31 protein-coding genes and 6 pseudogenes are annotated in these 25,095 nt (G+C 40.2%); 26 read left to right on the plus strand and 11 right to left on the minus strand.

Annotated elements, in window-relative coordinates; all coding sequences use genetic code 11:
* The first annotated feature begins 73 nt into the window (after nucleotides 1-73).
* The 5 genes and pseudogenes from VL20_RS14445 to VL20_RS14465 all read left to right on the plus strand — a co-directional run.
* Complete coding sequence (locus tag VL20_RS14445) at nucleotides 74-931, plus strand: IS5 family transposase (RefSeq protein WP_052278476.1); 858 nt, start codon at nucleotides 74-76, stop codon at nucleotides 929-931.
* 606 nt (nucleotides 932-1,537) lie between these two features.
* Complete coding sequence (locus VL20_RS14450) at nucleotides 1,538-1,735, plus strand: type II toxin-antitoxin system HicB family antitoxin (RefSeq protein WP_043995943.1); 198 nt, start codon at nucleotides 1,538-1,540, stop codon at nucleotides 1,733-1,735.
* 2 nt (nucleotides 1,736-1,737) lie between these two features.
* On the plus strand, nucleotides 1,738-1,950 hold the full coding sequence (locus VL20_RS14455; protein WP_002763902.1) for a type II toxin-antitoxin system HicA family toxin: 213 nt from the start codon (nucleotides 1,738-1,740) through the stop codon (nucleotides 1,948-1,950).
* A gap of 316 nt (nucleotides 1,951-2,266) precedes the next feature.
* A complete protein-coding gene (locus VL20_RS14460) occupies nucleotides 2,267-2,542 on the plus strand; it encodes a hypothetical protein (protein WP_002776327.1) in 276 nt (91 codons plus the stop codon).
* An 8-nt stretch (nucleotides 2,543-2,550) separates the two neighbouring features.
* Nucleotides 2,551-2,718: pseudogene (locus VL20_RS14465) on the plus strand (clan AA aspartic protease); the annotation flags it as partial.
* Nucleotides 2,719-2,937: 219 nt separating this feature from the next.
* On the opposite strand, the gene VL20_RS14470 reads toward VL20_RS14465, so the two are convergent.
* The 5 genes from VL20_RS14470 to VL20_RS14480 all read right to left on the minus strand — a co-directional run bounded on the left by VL20_RS14470 (nucleotide 2,938) and on the right by VL20_RS14480 (nucleotide 6,951).
* On the minus strand, nucleotides 2,938-4,941 hold the full coding sequence (locus tag VL20_RS14470) for an aromatic acid exporter family protein (RefSeq protein ID WP_052276894.1): 2,004 nt from the start codon (nucleotides 4,939-4,941) through the stop codon (nucleotides 2,938-2,940).
* A complete protein-coding gene (locus tag VL20_RS14475) occupies nucleotides 4,938-5,168 on the minus strand; it encodes a hypothetical protein (protein WP_158499351.1) in 231 nt (76 codons plus the stop codon). Before VL20_RS14475 ends, VL20_RS14470 begins: the two co-directional genes overlap by 4 nt.
* Nucleotides 5,169-5,202: 34 nt before the next feature.
* A complete protein-coding gene (locus VL20_RS31770; protein ID WP_002735384.1) occupies nucleotides 5,203-5,379 on the minus strand; it encodes a hypothetical protein in 177 nt (58 codons plus the stop codon).
* Between the two features lie 64 nt (nucleotides 5,380-5,443).
* On the minus strand, nucleotides 5,444-5,884 hold the full coding sequence (locus VL20_RS32735; RefSeq protein WP_284525793.1) for a hypothetical protein: 441 nt from the start codon (nucleotides 5,882-5,884) through the stop codon (nucleotides 5,444-5,446).
* A 38-nt stretch (nucleotides 5,885-5,922) separates the two neighbouring features.
* A complete protein-coding gene (locus VL20_RS14480; protein ID WP_284525794.1) occupies nucleotides 5,923-6,951 on the minus strand; it encodes a biotin/lipoyl-binding protein in 1,029 nt (342 codons plus the stop codon).
* A gap of 617 nt (nucleotides 6,952-7,568) precedes the next feature.
* Here VL20_RS14480 and VL20_RS14485 point away from each other — a divergent pair.
* The 6 genes from VL20_RS14485 (at nucleotide 7,569) to VL20_RS14510 (ending at nucleotide 12,744) form a co-directional block, all read left to right on the plus strand.
* Entirely contained in the window at nucleotides 7,569-8,192 is a 624-nt protein-coding gene (locus VL20_RS14485) for a DUF3782 domain-containing protein (RefSeq protein WP_052276896.1), read from the plus strand.
* Between the two features lie 246 nt (nucleotides 8,193-8,438).
* Nucleotides 8,439-9,104 carry a DUF3782 domain-containing protein gene (locus VL20_RS14490; protein WP_052276897.1) on the plus strand — a complete coding sequence of 222 codons (666 nt, stop codon included), beginning with the start codon at nucleotides 8,439-8,441 and terminating at the stop codon, nucleotides 9,102-9,104.
* Nucleotides 9,105-9,269: 165 nt separating this feature from the next.
* A complete protein-coding gene (locus tag VL20_RS14495; protein ID WP_052276898.1) occupies nucleotides 9,270-9,830 on the plus strand; it encodes a DUF3782 domain-containing protein in 561 nt (186 codons plus the stop codon).
* 165 nt (nucleotides 9,831-9,995) lie between these two features.
* On the plus strand, nucleotides 9,996-10,556 hold the full coding sequence (locus VL20_RS14500; RefSeq protein ID WP_052276898.1) for a DUF3782 domain-containing protein: 561 nt from the start codon (nucleotides 9,996-9,998) through the stop codon (nucleotides 10,554-10,556).
* 205 nt (nucleotides 10,557-10,761) lie between these two features.
* Complete coding sequence (locus tag VL20_RS14505) at nucleotides 10,762-11,853, plus strand: ISAs1 family transposase (RefSeq protein ID WP_128575373.1); 1,092 nt, start codon at nucleotides 10,762-10,764, stop codon at nucleotides 11,851-11,853.
* 504 nt (nucleotides 11,854-12,357) lie between these two features.
* Entirely contained in the window at nucleotides 12,358-12,744 is a 387-nt protein-coding gene (locus VL20_RS14510; RefSeq protein ID WP_284525795.1) for a hypothetical protein, read from the plus strand.
* A gap of 523 nt (nucleotides 12,745-13,267) precedes the next feature.
* On the opposite strand, the pseudogene VL20_RS28875 reads toward VL20_RS14510, so the two are convergent.
* From VL20_RS28875 to VL20_RS28880, 5 genes and pseudogenes are all read right to left on the minus strand, one after another.
* Nucleotides 13,268-13,378: pseudogene (locus tag VL20_RS28875) on the minus strand (ISKra4 family transposase); the annotation flags it as partial.
* Nucleotides 13,379-13,393: 15 nt separating this feature from the next.
* Nucleotides 13,394-14,587: an IS4 family transposase gene (locus VL20_RS14515; protein WP_052276899.1), complete on the minus strand. Its 1,194-nt coding sequence runs from the start codon at nucleotides 14,585-14,587 to the stop codon at nucleotides 13,394-13,396.
* Nucleotides 14,588-14,684: 97 nt separating this feature from the next.
* Nucleotides 14,685-15,024, minus strand: a pseudogene (locus VL20_RS14520) (ISKra4 family transposase); the annotation flags it as partial.
* Nucleotides 15,025-15,027: 3 nt separating this feature from the next.
* Nucleotides 15,028-16,164 (minus strand): annotated as a pseudogene (locus tag VL20_RS14525) (IS630 family transposase).
* Between the two features lie 90 nt (nucleotides 16,165-16,254).
* Nucleotides 16,255-16,892, minus strand: a pseudogene (locus VL20_RS28880) (ISKra4 family transposase); the annotation flags it as partial.
* Nucleotides 16,893-17,208: 316 nt separating this feature from the next.
* Here VL20_RS28880 and VL20_RS14540 point away from each other — a divergent pair.
* The 14 genes and pseudogenes from VL20_RS14540 to VL20_RS14605 all read left to right on the plus strand — a co-directional run bounded on the left by VL20_RS14540 (nucleotide 17,209) and on the right by VL20_RS14605 (nucleotide 22,801).
* Nucleotides 17,209-17,790 (plus strand): DUF3782 domain-containing protein, encoded by a 582-nt coding sequence (locus tag VL20_RS14540; protein WP_052276901.1) that lies wholly within the window; start codon nucleotides 17,209-17,211, stop codon nucleotides 17,788-17,790.
* A gap of 45 nt (nucleotides 17,791-17,835) precedes the next feature.
* Nucleotides 17,836-18,186 (plus strand): annotated as a pseudogene (locus tag VL20_RS14545) (tetratricopeptide repeat protein); the annotation flags it as partial.
* A 72-nt stretch (nucleotides 18,187-18,258) separates the two neighbouring features.
* Nucleotides 18,259-18,480, plus strand: a complete 222-nt coding sequence (locus VL20_RS14550; RefSeq protein WP_052276903.1) for a hypothetical protein — start codon at nucleotides 18,259-18,261, stop codon at nucleotides 18,478-18,480.
* Nucleotides 18,458-18,715: a ParE family toxin-like protein gene (locus VL20_RS14555; RefSeq protein ID WP_052276904.1), complete on the plus strand. Its 258-nt coding sequence runs from the start codon at nucleotides 18,458-18,460 to the stop codon at nucleotides 18,713-18,715. The genes VL20_RS14550 and VL20_RS14555 overlap by 23 nt, the downstream gene beginning before the upstream one ends.
* A 16-nt stretch (nucleotides 18,716-18,731) precedes the next feature.
* Complete coding sequence (locus VL20_RS14560) at nucleotides 18,732-19,169, plus strand: tetratricopeptide repeat protein (protein ID WP_052276905.1); 438 nt, start codon at nucleotides 18,732-18,734, stop codon at nucleotides 19,167-19,169.
* 79 nt (nucleotides 19,170-19,248) lie between these two features.
* Nucleotides 19,249-19,491 carry a DUF433 domain-containing protein gene (locus VL20_RS14565; protein WP_002744173.1) on the plus strand — a complete coding sequence of 81 codons (243 nt, stop codon included), beginning with the start codon at nucleotides 19,249-19,251 and terminating at the stop codon, nucleotides 19,489-19,491.
* Nucleotides 19,488-19,856, plus strand: coding sequence for a DUF5615 family PIN-like protein (locus VL20_RS14570; protein ID WP_002744172.1), 369 nt, complete (start codon nucleotides 19,488-19,490; stop codon nucleotides 19,854-19,856). Before VL20_RS14565 ends, VL20_RS14570 begins: the two co-directional genes overlap by 4 nt.
* A gap of 136 nt (nucleotides 19,857-19,992) precedes the next feature.
* Nucleotides 19,993-20,250 (plus strand): hypothetical protein, encoded by a 258-nt coding sequence (locus tag VL20_RS14575; RefSeq protein ID WP_002770064.1) that lies wholly within the window; start codon nucleotides 19,993-19,995, stop codon nucleotides 20,248-20,250.
* 1 nt (nucleotide 20,251) lies between these two features.
* On the plus strand, nucleotides 20,252-20,692 hold the full coding sequence (locus tag VL20_RS14580; RefSeq protein WP_052276906.1) for an HNH endonuclease: 441 nt from the start codon (nucleotides 20,252-20,254) through the stop codon (nucleotides 20,690-20,692).
* Nucleotides 20,693-20,729: 37 nt separating this feature from the next.
* The gene (locus tag VL20_RS14585) at nucleotides 20,730-20,951 is read left to right on the plus strand and encodes a tetratricopeptide repeat protein (protein WP_052276907.1); all 222 of its coding nucleotides are present in this window, start codon (nucleotides 20,730-20,732) and stop codon (nucleotides 20,949-20,951) included.
* Between the two features lie 193 nt (nucleotides 20,952-21,144).
* Nucleotides 21,145-21,387: a hypothetical protein gene (locus VL20_RS14590; protein WP_002760184.1), complete on the plus strand. Its 243-nt coding sequence runs from the start codon at nucleotides 21,145-21,147 to the stop codon at nucleotides 21,385-21,387.
* Nucleotides 21,388-21,389: 2 nt separating this feature from the next.
* A complete protein-coding gene (locus VL20_RS14595) occupies nucleotides 21,390-21,815 on the plus strand; it encodes a type II toxin-antitoxin system VapC family toxin (RefSeq protein WP_052276908.1) in 426 nt (141 codons plus the stop codon).
* Nucleotides 21,816-22,091: 276 nt separating this feature from the next.
* A complete protein-coding gene (locus tag VL20_RS14600) occupies nucleotides 22,092-22,406 on the plus strand; it encodes a nucleotidyltransferase domain-containing protein (protein ID WP_024971013.1) in 315 nt (104 codons plus the stop codon).
* The gene (locus VL20_RS14605) at nucleotides 22,403-22,801 is read left to right on the plus strand and encodes a HEPN domain-containing protein (protein ID WP_052276909.1); all 399 of its coding nucleotides are present in this window, start codon (nucleotides 22,403-22,405) and stop codon (nucleotides 22,799-22,801) included. The genes VL20_RS14600 and VL20_RS14605 overlap by 4 nt, the downstream gene beginning before the upstream one ends.
* A gap of 294 nt (nucleotides 22,802-23,095) precedes the next feature.
* Here the strand turns inward: VL20_RS14605 and VL20_RS14610 are convergent, their stop codons facing one another.
* On the minus strand, nucleotides 23,096-23,632 hold the full coding sequence (locus VL20_RS14610) for a DUF2062 domain-containing protein (protein WP_052276910.1): 537 nt from the start codon (nucleotides 23,630-23,632) through the stop codon (nucleotides 23,096-23,098).
* Between the two features lie 53 nt (nucleotides 23,633-23,685).
* On the opposite strand from VL20_RS14610, the gene mnmE reads away from it, so the two are divergent.
* Entirely contained in the window at nucleotides 23,686-25,059 is a 1,374-nt protein-coding gene (mnmE, locus tag VL20_RS14615) for a tRNA uridine-5-carboxymethylaminomethyl(34) synthesis GTPase MnmE (protein ID WP_052276911.1), read from the plus strand.
* The last annotated feature ends 36 nt before the right edge of the window (nucleotides 25,060-25,095 follow it).

The raw sequence follows: 25,095 nt of genomic DNA on the forward strand, positions 1-25,095 counted from the left end.
CTCAATTCTTAGATTGAAGTGGAAAAAAGAATAAAATGTGATCTTAGGTCAGGAAATCATCTATAATTTTGCTATGTTTATTAGCAAAATTATGGATTATCAAAACTTATCAGATGAACAATTCAAACGCCGTTTCGGTGTGTATAAACAAACATATAGAAAGATGGTAGAATCAGTAAAAAGTGTTGAAGCCGACTCTAATTCACCATCTAAAAGGGGACCGAAACCTAAACTATCTATAGAAGAACAAGTTTTAGTAACGTTAGAATATTGGCGAGAATATAGAACATATTTTCACATTGGTACAAGCTGGGAACTATCAGAATCAACTATATGTCGGATTGTAAATAAGACGGAAAAAATGCTTTTACAATCGGGAAACTTCCGTTTAAAAGGAAAAAAAGCTTTACTCAATCAAGCAGAGATACCGGTCATAACGGTAATGGATGTAACGGAAACTCCCATTGAACGCCCCCAAAAGAAACAGAAAGATTTTTTGGGAGGTAAAAGAGGTTATCATACTTTAAAATCCCAATTAGTAGCTGATCAAAATACCGAGGAAATTATCTGTGTCTTTTGTGGGAAAGGCAGAGGTCATGATTTTAGTTTATTTAAAAAAAGTCGAGTTCGTTTTCATCCTTTAACTACCAGCATAGAAGACAGTGGTTATCAGGGAATAGCTGCATACCATAGTAATAGTTATACACCGAAAAAGAAACCGAAAAATGGAAAATTAACAGACTTAGAAAAGGAGTATAACAAGGCTTTGACCAAAGAAAGGATTATCATTGAACATATAAATAGGAAACTCAAAATCTTTAAAATCTTATCCTGTAAATATCGGAATCGTCGTCGAAGATATAGTTTAAGAGTTAACTTGTTGGCGGCTATTTATAACTGTGAGTTAGGGATAGGTATAGCAGCTTCTTAAAAGTTGCCTAAAGATTAATCAAGTCAAGGAGAATTTATTCTCAATTTTTATAATTGAGATAGTTTGTGCCGCTTAAATAAAGAGGTTTTGATAACCAAATTAAAGCAGCTCTAAAGAGTTTTGAGTTAAAAGTTAAACTTCAAGTTTTCATTCAGGACGAATGTACTGATTAACTAATTTTTTGGGGAAAATTAGTTAACCCATCATTATAACATATAATTAATTTGCAAGAGTTCTATTGTTGTCACCTAGTCGTAAGATGCCCTTATTTTAGATCACATTGCACAAAAAAAGCCGTATAACAAGTCGCTGCACCGGAACGCCGTCATTTGGTTGGTTAAGTGCGATGCCGAAGGCACTGCGTAGCAGCACGCCGATCTTGTAGGGTGCGTTAATGAAATGTAACGGTGCGATTCGTTTCTAGGGGAATAAATAGCCTAGAGTAGCCTGTAGGTTGGGCTTCGGCCGTGAGCTTTTGCCGAATGGTTGACGCAAGGAAACCCAACCATATCAAGTTTGCTGTGAGGTTCCGCTGTTGCTACAATTTGATCCCACATCCATAATTCTATCAAGCTAAAATGGAGTGCTATCTAGAAGGAACTTATGATGAAATACAAAATTGTCCTTTATCGTTCTGAAGAAGGAATTACTGTTGGCGTTCCTGCGCTCCCCGGTTGTTGGTCCGAGGGAGATACTGAGGAAGAGGCATTAACCAATATCCAAGATGCAATTCGTGAGCATCTTGCAGCCTTAGAAGAACGCTTGCAAGATGGGGAAATTCGTGAAATTGAAATGCAGGTGTAACTATGCCTAGAATTCCTGGCGTAAATCACCTAGATGCAGTACGAGCCTTGGAGAAGGTAGGCTTTCGGATCATTCGCCAAGGCAAACATATCATCATGAGTGATGGGGTGCGTCAAGTTGCTCTTCCAAGGCACAATCCAATTAAGGCATTTACAATGGGTGGAATTGTTCAAGATGCTGGTTTGACAGTCGCAGAATTTCGTAAACTATTATGAGTGCGATGCCAAAGGCACTGCGTAGCAGATCGCCTCGCCCGTAGGTTGGATTGACCCAAGGAAACCCAACATCAATCAACTCATAACAGAGTGCGATGCCGAAGGCACTGCGTAGCAGCACGCCGATCTGGTAGGGTGCGTTAATGAAGTGAACGCACCTTATCTAATGTTCAAAATCCGTGGGTTACGCTAACGCTAACACAGGCTACATCATATTCGATCGCCAAGATTAAGTGATTGCCAAACACACCCTATCAATTCAAAAGAGCGAGATCGTTCAGGTTAAAATGGAGAAGGCAGTCAATGGGGCAAGGCTATGACAGTTCGGCAAAGGCGTTACAGCAAAGAGGAGATGGCTCGTCGGGGGAAAGAACTCTACGAGTCTGGCATTCGGCAGCAAGTCGAAGCGGGTAATGAGGGGAAAATTATCGCGATCGACATCGAAACCGGAGATTTTGAGGTTGATGAAACGGTCGTAGCTGCAACCAATCGGCTATTTGAGCGTAACCCTGATGCCCAGCCTTTTGGAATTCGGATTGGACACCGTGCCGTGTATCACTTTGGTTCGCGGAGCTTAAAGAAGAATTCATGATACATGGAGTCTTGTTTGATTTTTACACTGCAACAGTCATTTGGGATGGGCAATATCGCGAGGTTGATATCGCAGCATCAGAGACAGAGCCGTTGCTCGGAATGGCGATGCTCTACGGTTATCGATTGCAGGTGGATAATGTTGAGGGCGGCATCGTTGAGATCAAAGCATTGTGATCCCATTAAGAAGTGCGATGCCGAAGGCACTGCATAGCAGATCGCCGATCTTGTAGTGGACTGTTTCAGCTAAAATAGGGCAATAGATTTCGGCTTAAAGTCTTAGATTATAGAATTTCTAGCATTTTTCTAATACACCAAATTAGCTGAAACAATCCACTACTGAATATACAGCCCTGAGAGCAGAAATCCTTCAGGCTGATAATATTTGCCTATTACCTATTGGGTGTAGGCAGGTAAGTCTTGACTCATTTGATTTAAGTTGCTGGCAATGGCTTTCATCGTCATAAAAGCCGAGCTAAAGGCGATTAGCTCATTTAAGGGATAACTTCGACTCTCCACCCGCAAGCTCAGTAACTGCTTCTCAAGAGATTCAATTTCTTCGATGAGCAATCTTAACTTTGGTGGGTTGAGAATTACCTGGGCAGCGATCGCCTCAGCCATTTGATCAAAAGCGATCGCGGTCTGTTGTGCGATCGCTTGTAATTCAGGTAAAAACTTTTGTCGTATCGGTTCAGGAAGCGGTTGCTGTAGCACATCTTGTAAAGCATCCAGTTGAGCCGAGAGTTTTTGTTCGTAGCCGATGGAGAAATTCCAAAAATTTTGGTGTTTGGTTGCTAAAACTGTGGAAATTTGTTCGAGACTGGCAATCTTAACCGAGGCTGGATGTTGAGCGATCGCCACTGTGATTGCCTGCTTAAGTTGGGCGATATCTGACGGTGGTATCGTATCCTGAAAATAGCCTGACAGCAGTTTTTGATATAGCTGTCCCATTTTCTTAAAAGTCACAGAAAAATCTGTTTCCAGTTGGTTTGTAGCCGATTTTGTCATAAATACAGTGGTCAGCAACACCCCCAGAAACGCACCTACGGGAACTGAAATCAGTGCAGCCCAAATTCCTTGCTCGAAAAAAGGAAAAATATCCTTCCCGATGGCATCGGCTGCTACAATCGCACCGATGCGAGCGATTGGCGTAAACCCCAGCCAAGCACAACTGAAGTAGGCGAAAAAATAAGCCAGACTGCTACTAAAAGGATTATAACCAAAGGACTTGACCAACAGGTAAATACAGAGAATCGTCAAACTCAAGGAAACAGTGGCTGCCCAACCGATCGCGATCGCTCGCCCCCTTGTCGGTTGAATGACAGTGACCACTGCACCTATTATCACAATATCTGCCACTTTTTCGTAAGCAGAAGGATAGGGAAACTCAATGTGACGAATAATAGCCAGTAACAAACCAATAACCACGCCAAGACTGACAATTTCTCTTAGTCGTTTTAGGGATATAGGAGCCCATTTGGGAAAGGTAATCAGGTTTTTTCGCCTGAAAGTTGCAGTTACTTTCGTTTTATCGATTATCCTGCCTCGTAGTCCCTCGCATTGTTGGATAAATCGAGATACAAGTTGAATAAATTGATAAAACTGTAGTGATTCTTGAACATCATACCGATCAATCTCTCCACTTGTTCGGAGATGATCAAGTTTACCCCCAATATTCGCTAAATCTTCTTCTAATTCTGTCAGGTAAGGGGTAGCTAAGATTTTTTTGGCGTTACTCAGATCCCTCAAGCTATCAAAGCTGTCGGTAAGATGAGTCGCCAATTGGTTTAATTCATCCCTGAACTGATGCACTAAATTTTGTTCATGCTTTTCGCCCTTAAAAGCCATCAGATCAGCTAATTGTCGAGTCAATTGGTTCTGAATTGCCAAGATTTCACTCCAATTTTCTGCCACCAATATCTCACTACCGAATTCATTGGTTGCTTTTGTGAGCATTGAAAGGCTAGTTTGTGTTGATTTTTTAATCTGATTGAGTAAGTTAAGCTCGTTCTGCTCAATAGAAAGAGGATAATCCCGCTCGTCGCCATCAGTTTTTAGGTAGCGATCGAGGATTTTTTGGAACAAGTGCGGTATATCTTGAAGGATTCCCATCAAGTTTCGGTTGAGATCGGATCGAGTATTCTGGGGCCAAAATAGTAAGGCCACAGCAATTCCCACAGCGATTCCGATCCAGTTATCGATCAGGCGCGATCGCAAATAGAGCCAGATATTTTGTTGTGCTGATGTTCCTACCACTCTCATGGCAATTAAAGCGCCCAGTAGTGTGGCTTGGGAATAAGCGGCTTGCCATCGGTAAGTTTCACAGATCAGGGCGGCTAAAATGTAGGTAAGAGAGGGAATGACAAAAAAACTTGAGCCTTGGATTCCGTAGGCGTTCACCAGGATAGCGGCAATGATTCCCCCAAAGCACTTCCCCCCAAACGCCCCAAACCTGCGGCGATCGCACCTCCCATGGATGGCTCAATCAGTACAGATACATACCCAAAGACGGGATAGACAAAGTTGTCTAATACATTTCCTCGGTGCCAAAAGAAACTCGTTAAGAGAGCAGCACCCAGGGAAAATTTCAATCCCTGTCTGATCATTAGCCCGTTTTTACTGTCCAAGGTATCTCTATATCCTTTTTCGACTTACTCATTGTTACCCATTAATCGCTCGCTCAATCCCATATAAAATTAGTGCCAAAAACGTCACCAACCAAAACCAAAGCTGAGGAGGCTCACTATGGATCAGGATTACTAAGACAAACGCTGCGGCGATAATCCACCACTTAAACCACCAAGTCCACCATTGAGAACGTCTTTTCGGATTTTCCATATTAGGTTTAACCGTTTATTCTAGTCGTTGTTTCTTTCAGCTACTTACGCTCGCAAGATTGTGGTTAACGGTCGTAAACCCCTGTAATCCAGCGAAAAGCAGGGGTTATGTAACTCACTAAAGAACGCTCTTCCACCACAGCATGGACATCTGCGGTAGTCCCGTTGGTGATTCTTTGGGGCGCTCCCTTGGCTTGAGTCCAGTAAAAACCACTCGGTGTATTGCGATCGACCTTCAGCGCTAAAGTCGCTTTGATAACACTTGCATTGACGGGTATAGGCTTATCGCGATCGTCTTCATCTCTACCCAGAAACAGCTTGCTGGCGAGTTCATTACTTCCGACTATATTTGCCAGTTCTGCCACAGTTACCGGCTGCTGATCGACGGAAACGACCTTAGCGACGATACCCCCATAGCGTTCGCGATCATAGAGATCGGGAACGACTTCTACTTCCTGGCCTGGTTCTAATCGTTTGGCATCACCACTCTTAAACAATGCCACCACGTTGGTCTTGGCCTTTAGATTGGAGACTTCTAATGTACCTATGCGCCCCCCGGAGCCAGGACTTCCCCCGGATTCACAGATAAGTCTAAAATCTGGCCGTTGTACAGACTCACTACATTTTTGTTGGCTTGAATAGTGGTTTTTAACGTATTAATCTCTCGTTGCTGGTCAGCGATCGCATTGTAACGAAGAATATCACTGGCTGTATCTTGCAGGTCTATTTGCCGTTTTTCTGTGTTTAGTATATTATTCTGGGCCGTCAATGCGTTCATCTGCGCTCGCAGGCTTTCATCAACCCCCTTCAGGCGATCGAGTTCTATTTGGACGCGATTGATACTATTAGAAGCCTCTAGATTATTGAACTGAAATAAATAGGAGGGAAAATCTAGCTTGGCGACAGCCCCCTCTTCGATAAGTTTATCGTAGGCGGCTAGTCTTTCATCCGTTGAGTTCTGGAAATTTTTAAGGTATCGAGCATGGGAGAGATAAGCCTCTCGCTGTTTTTGATTACTGGATAATTGAACTTGAAGTGCTTTAATCTGAAGCTGATTGGCCTTTTGCTGGCGCTCTACTGAGGCTGCATTCAATTGGCGACGACTCACTTCAACAGAGTCCACTCTTTTATCCTGCTGCTTGAGATCTGCTAACCTATCCTTTTTATCTTTTAATTCTGTTTCTAATTCAGGAAACTCTAAAGTTGCCAGTAATTGCCCTTTTTTGACAGAATCTCCCGGTTGAATCAGGAGGGTTAACACCCGCCCACCTTGACGGGGTTCGATATTAACAATAGAACGAGGAATCAAAATGACCGCTCGTCCTTGAACAGGAGTCGGAATCTTGCCAACTATCGCCCAATAACTCAGTCCTCCGAGCAAAAGACCCACCGGCATTAAGCGCAGCATTATCTCCCCTAATCTTCCTGTTGGCTCCGAATATTTAAACGGTTTTTCCGAATCAATTTTAGGATCAATTCCCGTTTTTATTTGATTATCATTCTGATGTTCTATCCTAGCCTGCGTTGTTTTCTTCGCACCCATATCTGGATGCTGATGATTCTGATCAGACATAGATTCGGCTTGATTTTTGCCATTGTAATGAGTAAAAATCACTTAATTTGTAACATGATAAACACCCAGAGGATATTACTTTAGACTAGGAAAATCCCCTGAAAAAATCGCTCAAGCTATTTTTGACATAATATAACTAGGCTACCTCGAAAGACTTACCGAAGGCTCAAACCTTTAAAATTTCCTGTAAGAAACCTAATAAAGTAGCAAACTTGATGTGACCTAAAACAACCTAATTAGGGATCAAGTGTTTGAGTCCAACACTCCGACTAGAGAGATAATCTATCGAACGAGTTTACACCATTCCAGCTTCTAACTTACATAAGGCGTATAGTCTCATTGTAACCGTTCAGGGGGGGGATGTCAAGCCGCCAGTGGCATTGACTCAGTGGAAGGACTCTCCTGGGGCAGCACAGAGATGGATACTACTATTTCACATTAGCCGCTCTTTTCTAAGTCTTTTTAGATTACTAGATTTTGTCCCCCCCTGAACTAGGGTTGATTCATTGTAGGGTTGATTCATGAATCAACCCTACCCCCTGAACGGTTACTTCAAGGGAGAAAAAGCGATCGGGCTATAATAGAGCAAATTTCATTTTCACTTGAGAAAATTCATTATGACAGCTACTATTGAAGACATTCGGGAAATACTAAAGGAATTGGCCCAATCCCAACAAGAGTTATCCCAATCCCAACAAGAGTTATCCCAAGCTCAACAAGAGTTATCCCAAGCTCAAAAAGAGTTATCCCAAGCTCAAAAAGAAACAGATAAACAAATCAAGGAAACAGATAAGCAAATTAACAGAGTTAGTAAGCAGATTGGGGAGTTGGGCAATCGTTTAGGAGAGTTTGTCGAGTGGCAAGTACGTCCTGCGGTGGTGCGTCTGTTTCAGGAGCGGGGCATTGATGTGCATGAGTTTCACCCTGGTATTTCGGTAAAACGGGATAATGAGGGTTTAGAGATTGATCTATTGGTAGTAAATGATACCGATGCCATTTTAGTGGAGGTCAAAAGTAAGTTAACTCAAAGGGATGTGGACGAGCATTTACAACGTTTGGCTAAGTTTAAGCGGTTAATGCCTCGTTTTCGAGATGTAAAGGCTTTGGGAGCGGTAGCAGCGATGATTGTTCCCAATGAGGTGGCGAGTTACGCTTGTCGTCAGGGTTTATTTGTGTTGGTGCAGTCAGGGGAAAATGTAATAATTTTAAATGATGCGGAGTTTACGCCCCGGGTTTGGTAGGTTTAGCTTTTTCTCGAAATCTTATAGGTTCTGTGTGATCAGTTTAACTTACATTATGAGCGATCTTTGTGTCCTTTGTGTCTTTGTGGTTCCTTCTACTCCCTTGCTAGGAGAAATTTATCTTGGAATACATTTTACCCACCAAATCCAAGAGAGCCGATTCCATTCCCGCCAATAATCAACGCTAAAATTATACTAAATCCCTTGAGTATCGGCTACATCACTTTAACTTGAGAGAAATTCATTATGACAGCTACTATTGAAGACATTTGGGAAATACTAAAGGAATTGGCCCAATCCCAACAAGAGTTATCCCAATCCCAACAAGAGTTATCCCAATCCCAACAAGAGTTATCCCAATCCCAACAAGAGTTATCCCAAGCTCAACAAGAGTTATCCCAAGCTCAAAAAGAAACAGATAAACAAATCAAGGAAACGGATAAACAAATCAAGGAAACGGATAAACAAATTAACAGGGTTAGTCAGCAGATTGGGGAGTTGGGCAATCGTTTAGGAGAATTTGTCGAGTGGCAAGTGCGTCCTGCGGTGGTGCGTCTGTTTCAGGAGCGGGGTATTGATGTCCATGAGTTTCACCCTGGTATTTCGGTAAAACGGGATAATGAAGGTTTAGAAATTGATCTATTAGTAGTGAATGATACCGATGCCATTTTAGTGGAGGTCAAAAGTAAGTTAACTCAAAGGGATGTGGATGAGCATTTACAACGTTTGGCCAAGTTTAAGCGGTTAATGCCTCGTTTTCGAGATGTAAAGGCTTTGGGAGCGGTAGCAGCGATGATTGTTCCCAATGAGGTGGCGAGTTACGCTTGTCGTCAGGGTTTATTTGTGTTGGTGCAATCAGGGGAAAATGTAATAATTTTAAATGATGCGGAGTTTACGCCCCAGGTTTGGTAGGTTTAGCTTTCGTTCCACCCCTTCGCTAGGAAGAATGTATCTTAGAATACATTTTACCCACCAAATCCAAGAGAGCCGATTCCATTCCCGCCAATAATCAACGCTAAAATTATAGTAAATCCCTTGAGTATCGGCTACATCACTTTAGCTTGAGAGAAATTCACTATGACAGCCACTATTGAAGACATTCGGGCAATACTAAAGGAATTAGCTCAATCCCAACAAGAGTTATCCCAATCTCAACAAGAGTTATCCCAAGCTCAAAAAGAAACAGATAAGCAAATTAACAGAGTTAGTCAGCAGATTGGGGAGTTGGGCAATCGTTTAGGAGAATTTGTCGAGTGGCAAGTGCGTCCTGCGGTGGTGCGTCTGTTTCAGGAGCGGGGTATTGATGTCCATGAGTTTCACCCTGGTATTTCGGTAAAACGGGATAATGAAGGTTTAGAAATTGATCTATTAGTAGTGAATGATACCGATGCCATTTTAGTGGAGGTCAAAAGTAAGTTAACTCAAAGGGATGTGGATGAGCATTTACAACGTTTGGCCAAGTTTAAGCGGTTAATGCCTCGTTTTCGAGATGTAAAGGCTTTGGGAGCGGTGGCAGCGATGATTGTTCCCAATGAGGTGGCGAGTTACGCTTGTCGTCAGGGTTTATTTGTGTTGGTGCAATCAGGGGAAAATGTAATAATTTTAAATGATGCGGAGTTTACGCCCCAGGTTTGGTAGGTTTAGCTTTCGTTCCACCCCTTCGCTAGGAAGAATGTATCTTAGAATACATTTTACCCACCAAATCCAAGAGAGCCGATTCCATTCCCGCCAATAATCAACGCTAAAATTATAGTAAATCCCTTGAGTATCGGCTACATCACTTTAGCTTGAGAGAAATTCACTATGACAGCCACTATTGAAGACATTCGGGCAATACTAAAGGAATTAGCTCAATCCCAACAAGAGTTATCCCAATCTCAACAAGAGTTATCCCAAGCTCAAAAAGAAACAGATAAGCAAATTAACAGAGTTAGTCAGCAGATTGGGGAGTTGGGCAATCGTTTAGGAGAATTTGTCGAGTGGCAAGTGCGTCCTGCGGTGGTGCGTCTGTTTCAGGAGCGGGGTATTGATGTCCATGAGTTTCACCCTGGTATTTCGGTAAAACGGGATAATGAAGGTTTAGAAATTGATCTATTAGTAGTGAATGATACCGATGCCATTTTAGTGGAGGTCAAAAGTAAGTTAACTCAAAGGGATGTGGATGAGCATTTACAACGTTTGGCCAAGTTTAAGCGGTTAATGCCTCGTTTTCGAGATGTAAAGGCTTTGGGAGCGGTGGCAGCGATGATTGTTCCCAATGAGGTGGCGAGTTACGCTTGTCGTCAGGGTTTATTTGTGTTGGTGCAATCAGGGGAAAATGTAATAATTTTAAATGATGCGGAGTTTACGCCCCAGGTTTGGTAGGTTTAGCTTTTTCTCGAAATCTTATAGGTTCTGTGTGATCAGTTTAACTTACATAAGTAGGTAGGCGTTAAAAGTTGTCAGATCCCCCCGCCTATCGGCACCCCCCTTATCAAGGTAGGGCTGTTTCATTCTCCCATCAGAATATCAAAAGTAAAAGCGATCAATATCAGGTAAAATGAGAAGTGACCGGCAACTTTTTAAATATATGTTGAGCTTAATAGAAAAACTAAAACAAGTCAAGGACTTTCGGAAAGATAAAGGAAAAAGACACCCTTTATGGATAGTATTAGTAGTAATAATACTAGGAACAATGCTAGGATACTCAGGTTATAGAGAACTAGGAGAGTTTGCTAAAAATAATCGGCACAGGCTGAGTAAAGAATTTAACATAATTCCAGAAAGAGTCCCATCCTATTCAACAATTAGAAGGGTAATGATGGGAGTTGATGGTCAGATTTTGTTAAAAATGTTTAATGAATGGGCATTACAAGAATATGGACAAAGAGATGATATAAATTGGCTAGGCATAGATGGAAAAAGTCTCAAAAACACCCTAAAGAATCCTAACAATGAACAACAAAATTTTATCATGTTTATCTCATTGTTTAGTCAAGAAAGTGGCTTGGTATTACACTTAAAAAGAATCGAAAACAAAAAAGGGTCTGAAATCGACGAAGGGCAAGCTATAATTGAGGATTGCTCTCTCCAAAATAAAGTTTTTACTGGGGATGCTTTACACTGTCAGAAGAAAACAATCAGCTTAATAGCCAAGACTAAAAATGACTATGTTATCACCGTTAAAGGAAATCAGAAAAATCTTTATCAGCGAATACAAGACCTGAGTAATTCCTCAAAGCCAGAAAGTTTTTTTCTTGAACAAGATAATAGTCATGGACGAAAAATATCAAGAAAAATAGAAGTTTTTAAAGTGAGGAAAAATGAAAGAAAAGGGTTTGAAAATCTGCGAAGAGTTATTAAAGTAGAAAGAAGGGGTAGTCGCGGGGATAAAACCTATGAAGAAACAGCTTACTATATCAGTAGCCTAACCGAATCCGCCGAAGTATTTGCTAAAATTATTCGAGGACACTGGAAAATAGAAAATCAGTTACATTGGGTAAAAGATGTAATTTTTGAGGAAGATAAAAGCGAAATTAGTGATTTTCAAGCGGCCAGCAATTGGTCAATTCTCACAACCATAGGATTGAATCTTTTCAGAGGTTTGGGTTTTCTCTCAATAACGGAGGGACAGAGGTGGTTAGCTGAACGTTGGGAAAAACTGATAGTTTTATCGACGTAAGAAGCAGAAAAATTAGCTAAATTAACAGGATGTACTCTCAGAAAATTTGAAGAGAGATAGGCTTTTAGTGGCTTGGGAACAAGCTTTATCAATTTATTCATAATAAATATTGGCAGAAGATTAAATATTAGTTATTGTGACTAACTCTTTTGGTTAGAGAAAGATAAAATTGAGAATCTTCAGTCAAATTTATTGACTCAAAATTAGCTATACTTAATTTAAATGAATCAACCCTACTTATCAAGGGGGGCAGGGGGGATCGAACCTAAAATCCATTTTTAATTTAATTATAACCAGCTACTTATGAGCGATCTTTGTGTCCTTTGTGTCTTTGTGGTTCCTTCCACTCCCTTGCTAGGAGAAATATATCTTAGAATACATTTTACCTACCAAATCCAAGAGAGCCATGAGAGTGGAGAGATTTAAAATTTAGAGATTTTATTTTTCTCCAAACGTTGAGAGTCTCAAACCCAATTTGAATTACTATTAGAGGAAAATTTAAAAATGACTGAGCCATTAACAGCAGGTTTACTGATCACCTTAGCAGTACAAGAGTTTGTGAAGTCTGGGACGGGGGATTTAGCGAAACGGTTTACGGCTGAAGCTTTGGCTAAGATTCCTGTTTTATGGGAAAAAATCAAAACTCGCTTAACAGGAAAATCTTCTAAAGTTGATGAAGCATTGGCTAAGGTTGAAAGTGGTGATAGTACAGCGATCGCAACTTTGACTAAAAATTTAGATGTGATTTTAGATGAAGACTCCCTTTTTGCTGAGGAGTTACAGATTTTAGGACAAGCAATTCAAGCAGGGGAAATCACCCAAGTTGGTTTAAGAGATGTTACGGCAGGGGCTCTTCTGGTTTCTGTGTGGAAACGAGGTCTATACCGATAGTTTCTTCCGCAAAATAGTCCTAAAAGTTTTGCCCAATAAGCACTTCAGGGTTCCATAAGCAAAAATTATCACACAAAGTCGAGAAGAGCCCGGCAGGTCGCATAGAAGCAGAAATCAAGCAAAAAGCTAAGGGCGATCGCGTTGAACAGGTTGGCGCGGAGCAGATCAAAGGGGAGCATCTCACCTTTGCAATAAGTAGAAATGCTTAATGAGATGGCTCTTCGGTTTGTGTTAAGTACCTAGGCAAAATTAATTACACATATCTAACCCCCCCTTTGCCTCTTGCCTCTTGCCCTTTGCCTTTCTTCACTAGGAAATTTATTTTGCACGACTACTTATGCAATGGACGGGAGTTATAAGGGATGGAACCCTTATATAGAAAGGCATTTAGCGATTTTTGTTAATTGTTTTTTTCTAGAGCGAACTAATCAATTAAGTCTCTTGCCAGATAAGGATTTAGTCGATTTATGCCCCCCTATCGAACCATACCAAGTAACGAAGAACCAATGAATCAATAAAAAAGTTAAAAAAGGCAACCATTTAGATAAGCACAGCGATGACGAAGGACTTGCGGTACATTACCAGATTCCCAACTTGCACCAGTAATTTTGAGACGATGAGCAATTTGTTTCAAGGGGTGACAAGGCGACTAAAAGGCTTGCTGGATAAGGCGCATAGCCGTTAGACCCCTAGAAAAATCGGGGTGTTTTCCTGGCTTGAGGCGGATCAAAGAAAAGGCGAGTTCCGAGTACGCGTCCATCGACTCGATCCAGAAGCTCCCATAAGTACCTATCCAAAAATCGCTATGTCTTTCCGGACCGCGTTTCGCTTCTTTGGAGCGACAAATATAATCGCGAGTTCCCGATTTCTTGAGATTTTGACCACGGGTTGTATTCAAAGAGTAAGCGATAGCGATTAATAAAATTAAGGCGAGAAAGCGAGGCTCGCTCACTTTCGTTTTTTCAAGATTATATCCTCCCGTTTGACAATCTTTGAACATCGCTTCAATCCCGAATCGAGATTTATATAACTTGAGAGTTATCTCTAAAGATTCTAGGTTGGTCAATAAATACCAAGGCTCTTTAGACCCTTTAGTTCGATAACCTCTTTTCCCATAAGTTGCTAGGTTGAACCCCTCGATCTCATGGCTTTTCGTGTGGGTCACTCCCCGAAAGAAGTTTCGCTCGCCCCGGTTCGGTTCTAACTCGGAAAGGGCTTGATAGTTTTCTCCATCTTTCAATCGCGTGTAGGTACTTTTCTTTTGACGGAAGATAAAAGCTACACCTCTGTCGTCAAGCCACTTCCCTAATTGCGCTGACTGAAATTCACGGTCTCCCATTACGACGAGCGGATAGGGTTTCAACAACCCTAAGACTGGCTTGAGGAATTTTTTCGGTTCCCCGAGAGCGCTACTTCCTTTTTTATTCAGTAACACCCAATATACGGGCAAAGCTCTCCGACCACAAATCACACTGGCGACGAATAAATTTCTACCCTTCCAATCGGTTCTATCTATGACGACTAATAATCTTCCCGCGTGTTTCAGTTTTTTGAGCCTTCTTCTTGGCTCTCGATTTTTATTTTTTCCGCTAAATTCTAGCTTGACGATCTGTTTGATCAAAGGAAACCACAAGAGTTTCACGTTTAGTTGCGGGAGCTTAAGAAATCTCTGCAAATTCCGTCTTCTACTTTCAAAGGTTATCGGTTGCGGGAAAAGAGCGGCCAGTTTCTCTAGTTGGACTATCCGATGACTTTGTAAGAGCAGGATTAGGAGCTGTAAGGTCAAATAGCTCGCCTCGCTAAGGTTCGCCTGTAAACAAGCCTGATAGAATGAAGGTAACATTTTAAAATTTTGAGTGGTTGTCCTAACCACTCTATTTCTTTAGGGGGTCGTTTGGCTAGACCCCCCGCTCTATCTAGCTTGTAGCCCCTCTGTCACCCCTTGAAGCAATTTGTTTAATTTTTGATTCGACGGAGCCAGAGCCAATGGAAATCCCCTCTGCCTGCAAATAACCATAATTGACAATTCGATGTTTATGCTTGTTTAAATAAGTAATAAAATTCTCAACTTGCGGCTCTGACCATCCTTCACAACAAGAGATAGCGGCGTCCACGTCCCCCTTCCTCAAGAAAACATTTTACCTCCTCAATTCCCTGGAATGACCCGCCAACTTTATAGAGGTTTTCGATTAAATGATACCAATCCAATATTTCAATTCTTTCCTGTTTCTCTCCGAGCTCACGAAATAAATTCCAGATACCATCATGTCCATCTCCTATACTTTAGACGTTCATAATCTGAGATTTATTAAACTTCTGAAATCGTAGAGTCAGCAAGGAATCCAGTTCTTTTTTATGTTTCAAATGGGCATCATTCAAACATTCATAAATGGCTGAAGAAAAGTCAGAAAAGTTTTCATAATATTTAAGTACCTAGGCAAAATTATTTACACATGACGATCATTGCCCCGTAAGGGTTTTAGCTCGATCGGGCAGGTAATTAATTTTGCATGACTACTTACCATATAAACATTTCTTTTTGACCAATTTCCACAGCCTTTCAATTAAATTTAGATTAGGTGAATAAGACGGCAGATAGAGCAGTTCTATTGACAAAGAAAGAGCTAATTCTTCAACAATTTTACATTTTTGATAGCGGGCATTATCTAAGACTAGAGTGATGGGAATCATTAGTCCTAAAGCAGCTATTTTTGACGTGAGTTCACAGACTTGAGTTGCTGTAATATAAGTGTCATATGTTACCAGAATAACTTCATGAGTTATTGCATTTAATGCTCCTAAAACATTGAAGCGTTTACGCCCGCTCGGTGACTTAACAAAAAGTCTCTCAAAACACCAAACAAAACCGAGAAATGCTCCCATGACGAAGTGAGCGGCATCAACAAAAAAAACAGCCCTTTTTCCTTCTTTTGCCTCATTTAGTCTGGGTTCTAGCTTTTTTTCTTTGTAGTCCTCTTGTTCATCTGGGTCAGCTTTAGAAGGAAGAGAACCTACTTTTAAACATTTCATTCCCATTGATTTTAAAAATTTTCTCACTTGGGTAGGACTTCGTTTTATTCCCGTCAATTCTTCTATCCTATATACAGCTTCATTTATTGTGGCTGCTGGATTTTTCTCGAAGTATTTTTTGAGGGTTTCTTTTTGAAACTCTAATTCACTTTTAGGGCGATAGAAGTTGATTTCTTTTAATTTTTCTATTCCGCCTTCTTGATAATCGCGAAGATAGGTTAATAAGGTATTTGGCGAGATTCCTGCTAACTGACAAATTTTTTGGTGCGGTATCTTTTGGCTTTTTAACCAGAGAACTTCCATCTTCAGTTGAACCCGGGGATGGGGATGATGAAATCTTTCATAATACAGTGAGTTCTTTTCTTCTTCCGTGAATTCTAGGTTAATCATGTTTTTAATGAGTGCTTTGCTTCTAATTATGACTCTTAAACTATATTATTGTCCTTGAGTAAAAAATGCAAGTTGTAGCCGTGCAAAGTATAAACAAATTAAAGGCTTGGCCAAAACTTGAGAATTAACCAAATCTAATAAAGCTGAGTTATCTTGAAAAAAAGCCGCTACCCCCAGTTGATGAAAACTCACTGCTTTATAATCACGCCAAATTAAGGCTTTTCCCTTGGCAGTTCTTAGTCGTACCTTACCGCCATCTAGGCTCATTTCTTCCACTTCCACTTCTGGGTTAGACGGTAATTCTTCAAAAGCCTAGCGATGTACGAGGCGTTGTTGGGTACTGTGAGAAACAGCAATCCCTGTCAATGATTTGATTTTCTGCGCCGATTTTTCGTAGGATTCATCGCCACTTAATAGCAAACAGTTCTTCTCTAACATTGGACTCATCTGAGTCCGAGACTTTATTTCTAATTTTTTCGCTTGTTTTTCTGTAATTGGTAATTCCCCCAAAATACTTTTCACTTTTCTCGTCCGACCGGCAGTTTCTTCTGTGCTTGTTTTGACAAAAAAGTACCGATTTCTGGGTTAACATAATGAATCATTAAATCTCTGACTGTCTCCTCTATCTCTCCCAAGTTATTAAATTTCTTAATTTGGGATTGCTCATATAGACAAGCTCCCAACTCTCGGGATAACTCTTTAATTCTTTTTTCATTTTCTGATAACATTGGATTGTTCCTCCCATCGAGCTATATTCTGAATTGTGAGTTATAACTATTATAATCTCATTTCTCTTTGTGATCAAGTTGAAGATTTTCTAGTTTTTGACGGCTATAAGTATTAATACTCATTGCATAAGTGAGATGCTCCCCTTTGTGTCTTTGTGGTTCCTTCCACTCCCTCGCTGGGAGGAATGTATCTTAGAATAAATTTTACCTACCAAATCCAAGAGAGCCGATTCCATTCCTGCCAATAATCAACGCTAAAATTATACTAAATCCCTTGAGTATCGGCTACATCACTTTAACTTGAGAGAAATTCACTATGACAGCTACTATTGAAGACATTCGGGAAATACTAAAGGAATTGGCCCAATCCCAACAAGAGTTATCCCAATCCCAACAAGAGTTATCCCAAGCTCAACAAGAGTTATCCCAAGCTCAAAAAGAAACAGATAAACAAATTAACAGAGTTAGTCAGCAGATTGGGGAGTTGGGCAATCGTTTAGGAGAGTTTGTCGAGTGGCAAGTGCGTCCTGCGGTGGTGCGTCTGTTTCAAGAGCGGGGTATTGATGTCCATGAGTTTCACCCTGGTATTTCGGTAAAACGGGATAATGAAGGTTTAGAAATTGATCTATTAGTAGTGAATGATACCGATGCCATTTTAGTGGAGGTCAAAAGTAAGTTAACTCAAAGGGATGTGGATGAGCATTTACAACGTTTGGCCAAGTTTAAGCGGTTAATGCCTCGTTTTCGAGATGTAAAGGCTTTGGGAGCGGTGGCAGCGATGATTGTTCCCAATGAGGTGGCGAGTTACGCTTGTCGTCAGGGTTTATTTGTGTTGGTGCAGTCAGGGGAAAATGTAATAATTTTAAATGATGCGGAGTTTACGCCCCGGGTTTGGTAGGTTTAGCTTTTTCTCGAAATCTTCTAGGTTCTGTGTGATCAGTTTAACTTATATCTAGAAGCATTAGATTTGTATAAACGACTCTTGGGAGACAATCATCCCCTTGTGGCAACTTCCCTCAACAATTTAGCACTATTGTACGAATCCCAAGGCAGGTACACAGAAGCAGAACCTCTCTATCTAGAAGCATTAGATTTGAGAAAACGACTCTTAGGAGACAATCATCCCGATGTGGCAACTTCCCTCAACAATTTAGCACTATTGTACGAATCCCAAGGCGGGTACACAGAAGCGGAACCTCTCTATTTACAAGCTTTAGCAATTGCCGAGCAAGCTTTAGGGGAGAATCATCCTAATACTGTTAGGATTCGGGAAAACTTAGAGTCGCTCCCGTAGGATGGGTTATTAACCCATCCGATAATACAACAATATAAAATAATACAATCACCTTCAATCAACCAAACAATCATGACTACACTCAAAGATATTGAATCCGCGATTCTCCAGTTGCCTGACGAAGAAATCCATCAATTATCAGCTTGGTTACAAGACTATCTTGATGATAGTTGGGACAAACAGATAAAAAACGATCTCGAATCAGGGAAACTCGATCGACTATTACAAAAAGTCAACAATGATATCAGTAACAATCAAGTTAAGTCTTTAGATGAAATCCTTAACAACTCCTGATTTTTGGCAATGTTATGCCAACTTACCTCCCTACATTAAGCAACAGGCAAAAAAAGCCTATCGTCTCTGGATTAGTAATGTTTTCCATCGATCATTACATTTCAAGAAAGTAGAGAAAAATGTCTGGTCAGTCCGAATAACTGAGAATTATAGAGCTTTAGCATTGAAAAAAGGTGAAGATTATTACTGGTTTTGGATTGGTTCTCATGATGAGTATGAAGAGTTAATTAAATAGAAGGAGAAAATTAACCATGCTAGATACTAAAGAATTTCGCAATATTATCCACCAAGATTTTACTGAAGTTACCTCACAGGAATTTCTGGCAAATCTAAAAAAATACTGTCCAGAAATTTTTGAAGGCGATAACTATCCCAATGTCACTGAAAATCTTAATAATTTAGCAAAACTCTACCAATCTCAAGGAAGATACGAAGAAGCTGAACCACTCTTAATACAAGCATTAGAATTGAGTCAACGACTATTAGGGGAGAATCATCCCTCTGTTGCTATTTCCCTAAACAATTTAGCAGAATTATACTCATCTCAAGGAAGGTATGAAGAAGCAGAACCCCTCTATTTACAAGCTTTAGCAATTGCCGAGCAAGCTTTAGGGGAGAATCATCCTACTACTGTTAAGATTCGGGAAAACTTACAAACGCTGCGACAACAGCAACATCCATCGTCTTAACTGTGATTGATGGGATTATGTCAAGTTTTTAGGAAATTAAATCAGTTTATTCTTAATCAAACTTAAACGGAGAAAATTAATGACAACCAACTTATTAAATAATGCTATTACCATAGATAACGAAATTCAACATGGTAAACCAATCTTAACAGGAACCCGAATCCCGATCGCCATTGTTATTGGTTCCCTGGCAGGAGGAATGAGCTATGAAGAAGTCATGGAGGAATATGGAGTTACTCAAGAGCAAATTCTTGCTTCTTTAGCATATTTTTCTGAACTTTTAAATAATGAAATCATTTATCCAATGGAGAAAACCAGTTGAAAATTCGCTTTTTAATTGATGAAGACTGCCCCTTAAGTTTAAGCAACTTGCTAAATTCTAAAGGTTATGACGCTATTCATGTAAAAACCTCTGGACTAAGTGGCACAAAAGACCCTGAGCTATTTCGATTTGCTCAACGAGAACAGCGAATTATTATTAGCCGTGATTTGGGATGGGCTAATATCAAAAATTATCCTCCCAATACCCATTGTGGTCTGATTATTTTACGATTTCCTTTTGAGGCGATAGCGGTAGAAATTAGACAGGTTTTAGAAAATTTTATCAATACCGTAGATATAGAAGAAATTATTGGCTCAACGGTAATTGTGGATAAAAATAAGTTTAGGATCAGAAAATCTGGTTGACAAATTAATAGTGTTCCTAATATAAATTAAACAGCGATCACCACTTTTAAACCTGATAGAAAAACAGCAATTCTTTTACAGTTCATTAAATTGTAATTGCTTTTTCCCTACCCAATAAACCCAACAGAATAAACCCATGAATACAGCAACCCAAACCATCAAAGTCTATAACGAAATTATTGAACTAATCGCAAGGGGAACCACCCCCCAATCGGTGATTAACTTTCATCTTTCCGATACCGCTCAAAATCGCCTAGAAGACCTAATTTATAACGCCAAAAATAATGAACTTACCCAAGATGAAAAACAGGAACTCGATGCTTATTTAATGCTAGAACATATCATGACCCTAGCAAAAGCAAAAGCTCACCAATATCTCAATGGAGCTAACTAAAATGGCTCGACCTTACATTAGTTTAGAATTGCGAAAATTAGTTGCTGAACGTGCCGATTTTCTCTGTGAATATTGCTTAATTTCTGCTTCTGATAGGGTATCTGGCTGTCAGGTGGATCATATCATTAGTTTTAAACATGGGGGAGCAACTTCGGCTGATAATTTGTGCTACGCCTGTATTTTTTGCAATTTACAAAAAGGTACAGATTTAGGCTCAATTAATTGGGAAACTGGAGAACTTGTCCGTTTTTTTAACCCGCGTCGAGACTTGTGGAAAGAACATTTTCAACTTAAAGAAGCTTTTATCCAACCCATTACTGATATTGGGAACGTGACAGCTAGGATTTTAGATTTCAATAACAAAGAACGCTTACAAGAGCGACTATTATTAATAGAAATTGCTAAATATCCACCTGTTTCTGCAAAACACAGACTTCTTTAAATTTATTTCATAACCTCTCTCTCTACAAGCATTAGAATTGAAAAAACGACTCTTAGAAGACAATCATCCTGATGTGGCACAATCCCTCAACAATTTAGCGCATTTGTACTATTTTCAAGGCAGGTACACAGAAGCAGAACCTCTCTATTTACAAGCTTTAGCAATTGCGGAGCAAGCTTTAGGGGAGAATCATCCTACTACTGTTACAATTCGGGAAAACTTACAAAGGCTGCGACAACAGCAACATCCATCGTCTTAACTGTGATTTATGTGTGGGATGGACTATGATTGATTATTGATGAAGGTTTGTTGAATGCAACACAATCATAGTATTCATTCAATCATTCAAATCATAGTTTAGACTTATTATGGGATTATGGGATGGACTATAATTGAATTAATCACTGATAACTGATATAGGCTATATTTGAAGAACTTACAAAGGTAAAATTATGACTATCAAAGAACAACTAATTCATGAAATTGAAACAGTATCTGATGAGGTAATAGAAGAAGTTTTTGACTTTTTATTATTAGCCAAAATCAAACATAATCGATCGCAAGAACAATCTAAACCTTTTGCACAATTTATAGAAGAACTCACTGCTGATATTCCTCAAGAAATTTTAGATACCTTACCAACCGATAGTGCAGAGCAACATGATCATTATATTTACGGTACTCCTAAACATTAACCATGAAGCAAATTTTTGCCGACACCTTTTATTGGATCGCTTTACTCAACCCTAAAGATAACTGGCATCAAATTGCGCTTAATTATGCTCATAATTGTATCAATGATCAGCTAATAACGACGGATGGCATTATTGATGAGATACTGAACTATGCTTCATCTAGAGGAACTATTATGAGACAGAAAGCACTCTTGATGTGTACGCAAATGCTACGGGAAAAAACAATAAAAGTTATTTCCTATACACCAGAATTACGTCAATTAGGTTTTGAATTATATAAACAACGGTCAGACAAAGGTTATAGCATTACAGACTGCATATCAATGGTAATTATGCAACAAATGGATATTTTTGAAGTGCTTACCCATGACAAGCACTTTACCCAAGAAGGTTTTATTATTCTTTTTCAAAAAATAGAACTACTATAAAATGGAGTCAACGACTATTAGGAAAAATCACTCTACTATTGTTCAAATTCGGAAAATTTTACAAATGATGCGACAACAGCAACATCCATCGTCTTAACTGTGATTGATGGGATTATGGGATGGACTATGATTGATCATTGATGAAGACTTGCTGAATACAACACAATCATAGTATTCATTCAATCATTTCAATCACAGTTTAGACTTATTATGGGATTATGGGATGGACTATATTGTTAATATTGTTGTGCAGTACAAAAAAGGTCATAAAAAATCATGGAAAAACAACTATTACTCAATAAAATTAAACAAGCAGTACAAGCGATCGAACCTCAAGCGCAAATATTTCTTTATGGTTCACGGGCGCGAAACGATGCTCAACCAGACTCTGATTGGGATATATTAGTATTAGTTGATGGGATCACCAACCCTACTCGCACATCTCAAATCCGTCGTCAAATTTATGAAATCGAATGGGAAACAGAAGAGGTTATTTGTACCATTGTTCGCAGCAAAAATCAATGGGAACATCCCTTATTACAAACTACTCCTTTCTGGCAATCAGTTAACAAAGAAGCTATTATGCTATGAGTAAAAATTCCCTTCACGATCAACTAATTAGGTATCGTTTAAATCGTGCAGAGGAAGCTTATCAAGATGCTTGTTCTCTTGCTGATGGTGCAAGATGGAATAGTTGTATCAATCGTCTATACTATAGTTGCTTTTATGCTGTTACGGCTTTACTTGCTTATGATAATCTCTCATCTCCAAAACATACAGGTGTCCGTAGTCTCTTCAACAAAAACTACATCCGTAGCGAAATTATTTCAAAAGACTTTGGTGCAGTTTATAACGAATTGTTTGAATACCGTCTCGAAGCAGATTATACAGACTTTGCAGATTTTGATGAATTACAAGTTCTTCCTTTCATTGCACAAGTGAGAGATTTTTTAAATATAATTTCAGACCTACTTCCTACTGATTAAATGACAAAAGTATTGTATGTCAATACATTAAGTAAAGAGCATCTCAATACACAAATGATTCGTAATAATTTACAAATGATGCGACAGTCACAGCCATCGTCTTAACTGTGATTGATGGGATTATGGGATTGACTATAATTGATCATTGATGAAGACTTGCTGAATACAACACAATCATAGTATTCATTCAATCATTCAAATCATAGTTTAGACTTATTATGGAATTACCGTTGGTGCTTCTCATCCATGCCTCTTAGATTACCGGATTTCCTCCCCCCCCTGAACGGTGACAATTTATCGGCGTTTTCTACCTGTTTGTCGGCGGTGATACCGTTGATGAACTAGGCGATAGCTAACAAAATAGGTTATCGTAGCAAATACCGTCGCTGATAGTAAGCAACCAAAAAACAGGGTTAAAAGAAATTGGCCGCCAGAACTAGCTAACTTTTCGGTGAAGCTTTGATTAGTTTGAAAAATGTCGCCCAGATTCGATCGCCCGCTTTGACCAAGAATAAACTCTCCTAATTTATAATTAAACAGGAAAATTGGCAGATCGGTCAAGGGATTGCTGATATAAGTACCGGCAGCAGCCGCGATCTTGTTGGCGCGAAATAGGGTGGCTAAAAAGATAGCGACGATGATTTGAAGGCCCATCCACGGGAAAAATCCCGAAAAAACTCCCAAGGCAAAACCCCTGGCAATTTCCCTAGGATGTCCTTGTAATCGCATTAAGCGAATATACCAATAGCGCAAAAATCGCAGTAAGCGATTACTCGAATATTTGCGGCTTTTTCTCGCTTTTAATGACCGTGAGCGCATATTTTCGGGCATAAATGCTGACAAAATTGATACCGACTTCAATTTTAGCAAGGGGTGATTAAGAGATGTTAAACACAGGGGATACGATCGCCGCCATCGCTACGGCGATCGTTCCGGAACAGGGTAGTATCGGTATTGTCCGTTTATCTGGTAGTGAGGCAGTGGCGATCGCTCGTCGGCTTTTCCATACCCGCAATCGTCAACCCTGGAAAAGTCATCGTCTTCTCTACGGTTATATCCGACATCCCCAAAGTCAGGCAATTATCGATGAAGCTTTGCTGTTGCTCATGTTAGCGCCCCGCTCTTTCACCCGCGAGGATGTGGTGGAATTTCACTGTCATGGCGGCATTATGCCCGTACAACAGGTGTTACAGTTATGTCTAGAAAATGGGGCGCGTTTGGCCCAAGCGGGGGAATTTAGCCTGCGTGCCTTTCTTAACGGCAGAATTGACCTAACTCAAGCCGAAAGCGTCGTCGATCTCGTTGGGGCGCGTTCTCCCCAAGCGGCACAATTTGCCCTCTCTGGTTTACAGGGGAAACTCGCGCAACCGATCCGCCATTTGCGCGCCACCTGTCTCGATATTTTGGCTGAAATTGAGGCCCGTATTGACTTTGAAGAGGATTTACCGCCCTTGGATCACGAGGCGGTTCTCCATAGCATAGAACAGGTTTTTTGTCAAGTAAATTTAATTTTAGCTACCGCCGAGCGCGGGGAATTGCTGCGTAGTGGTCTAAAAGTGGCGATCGTGGGGCGGCCGAATGTGGGGAAATCCAGTTTGTTAAATGCTTGGAGTCGGAGCGATCGAGCGATTGTCACCGATTTACCCGGCACTACCCGCGATATCGTCGAATCTCAGCTAGTTGTGGCGGGAATCCCCGTACAAGTCCTCGATACGGCAGGAATTCGCTCGGCCAGTGATCGAGTTGAACAAATTGGGGTGGAACGTTCCCGTCAAACGGCCCGGTCTGCTGATTTAGTTCTATTAACCGTCTCCGCAGAGTCAGGATGGACCGAGGAGGACGAGGAAATTTATCGCTCTGTCAGCGATCGCCGATTAATTTTAGTGATTAATAAAATTGATTTGGTTAATCCAGAAACTGTAATTTACCCAGCAGAAATTGAGCGAGTTGTCAAGCTATCCGCCGTCCAAAATCAGGGTATTGAAGACTTAGAAAAAACTATTATTAATGCTGTCCAAAATCAGGAATTACAGGCGGCTAATTTGGATTTAGCCATTAATCAACGACAAGCGGCAGCTTTAACTAGGGCGAAAATTGCTTTGGAACAGGTAAAAAAAACAATTGACCAAGATTTGCCTTTTGATTTTTGGTCGATCGATCTGCGTACTGCCATTCAAGCTTTAGGAGAAATTACTGGCGAAGAAGTAACTGAATCGGTACTTGATCGCATTTTTAGCCGTTTTTGTATTGGGAAATAAGCAATGAGGAAATCTGGTCAACTGTGTTGGGTTAAC

It is taken from the genome of Microcystis panniformis FACHB-1757 (assembly GCF_001264245.1).
Lineage (GTDB): Bacteria > Cyanobacteriota > Cyanobacteriia > Cyanobacteriales > Microcystaceae > Microcystis > Microcystis panniformis.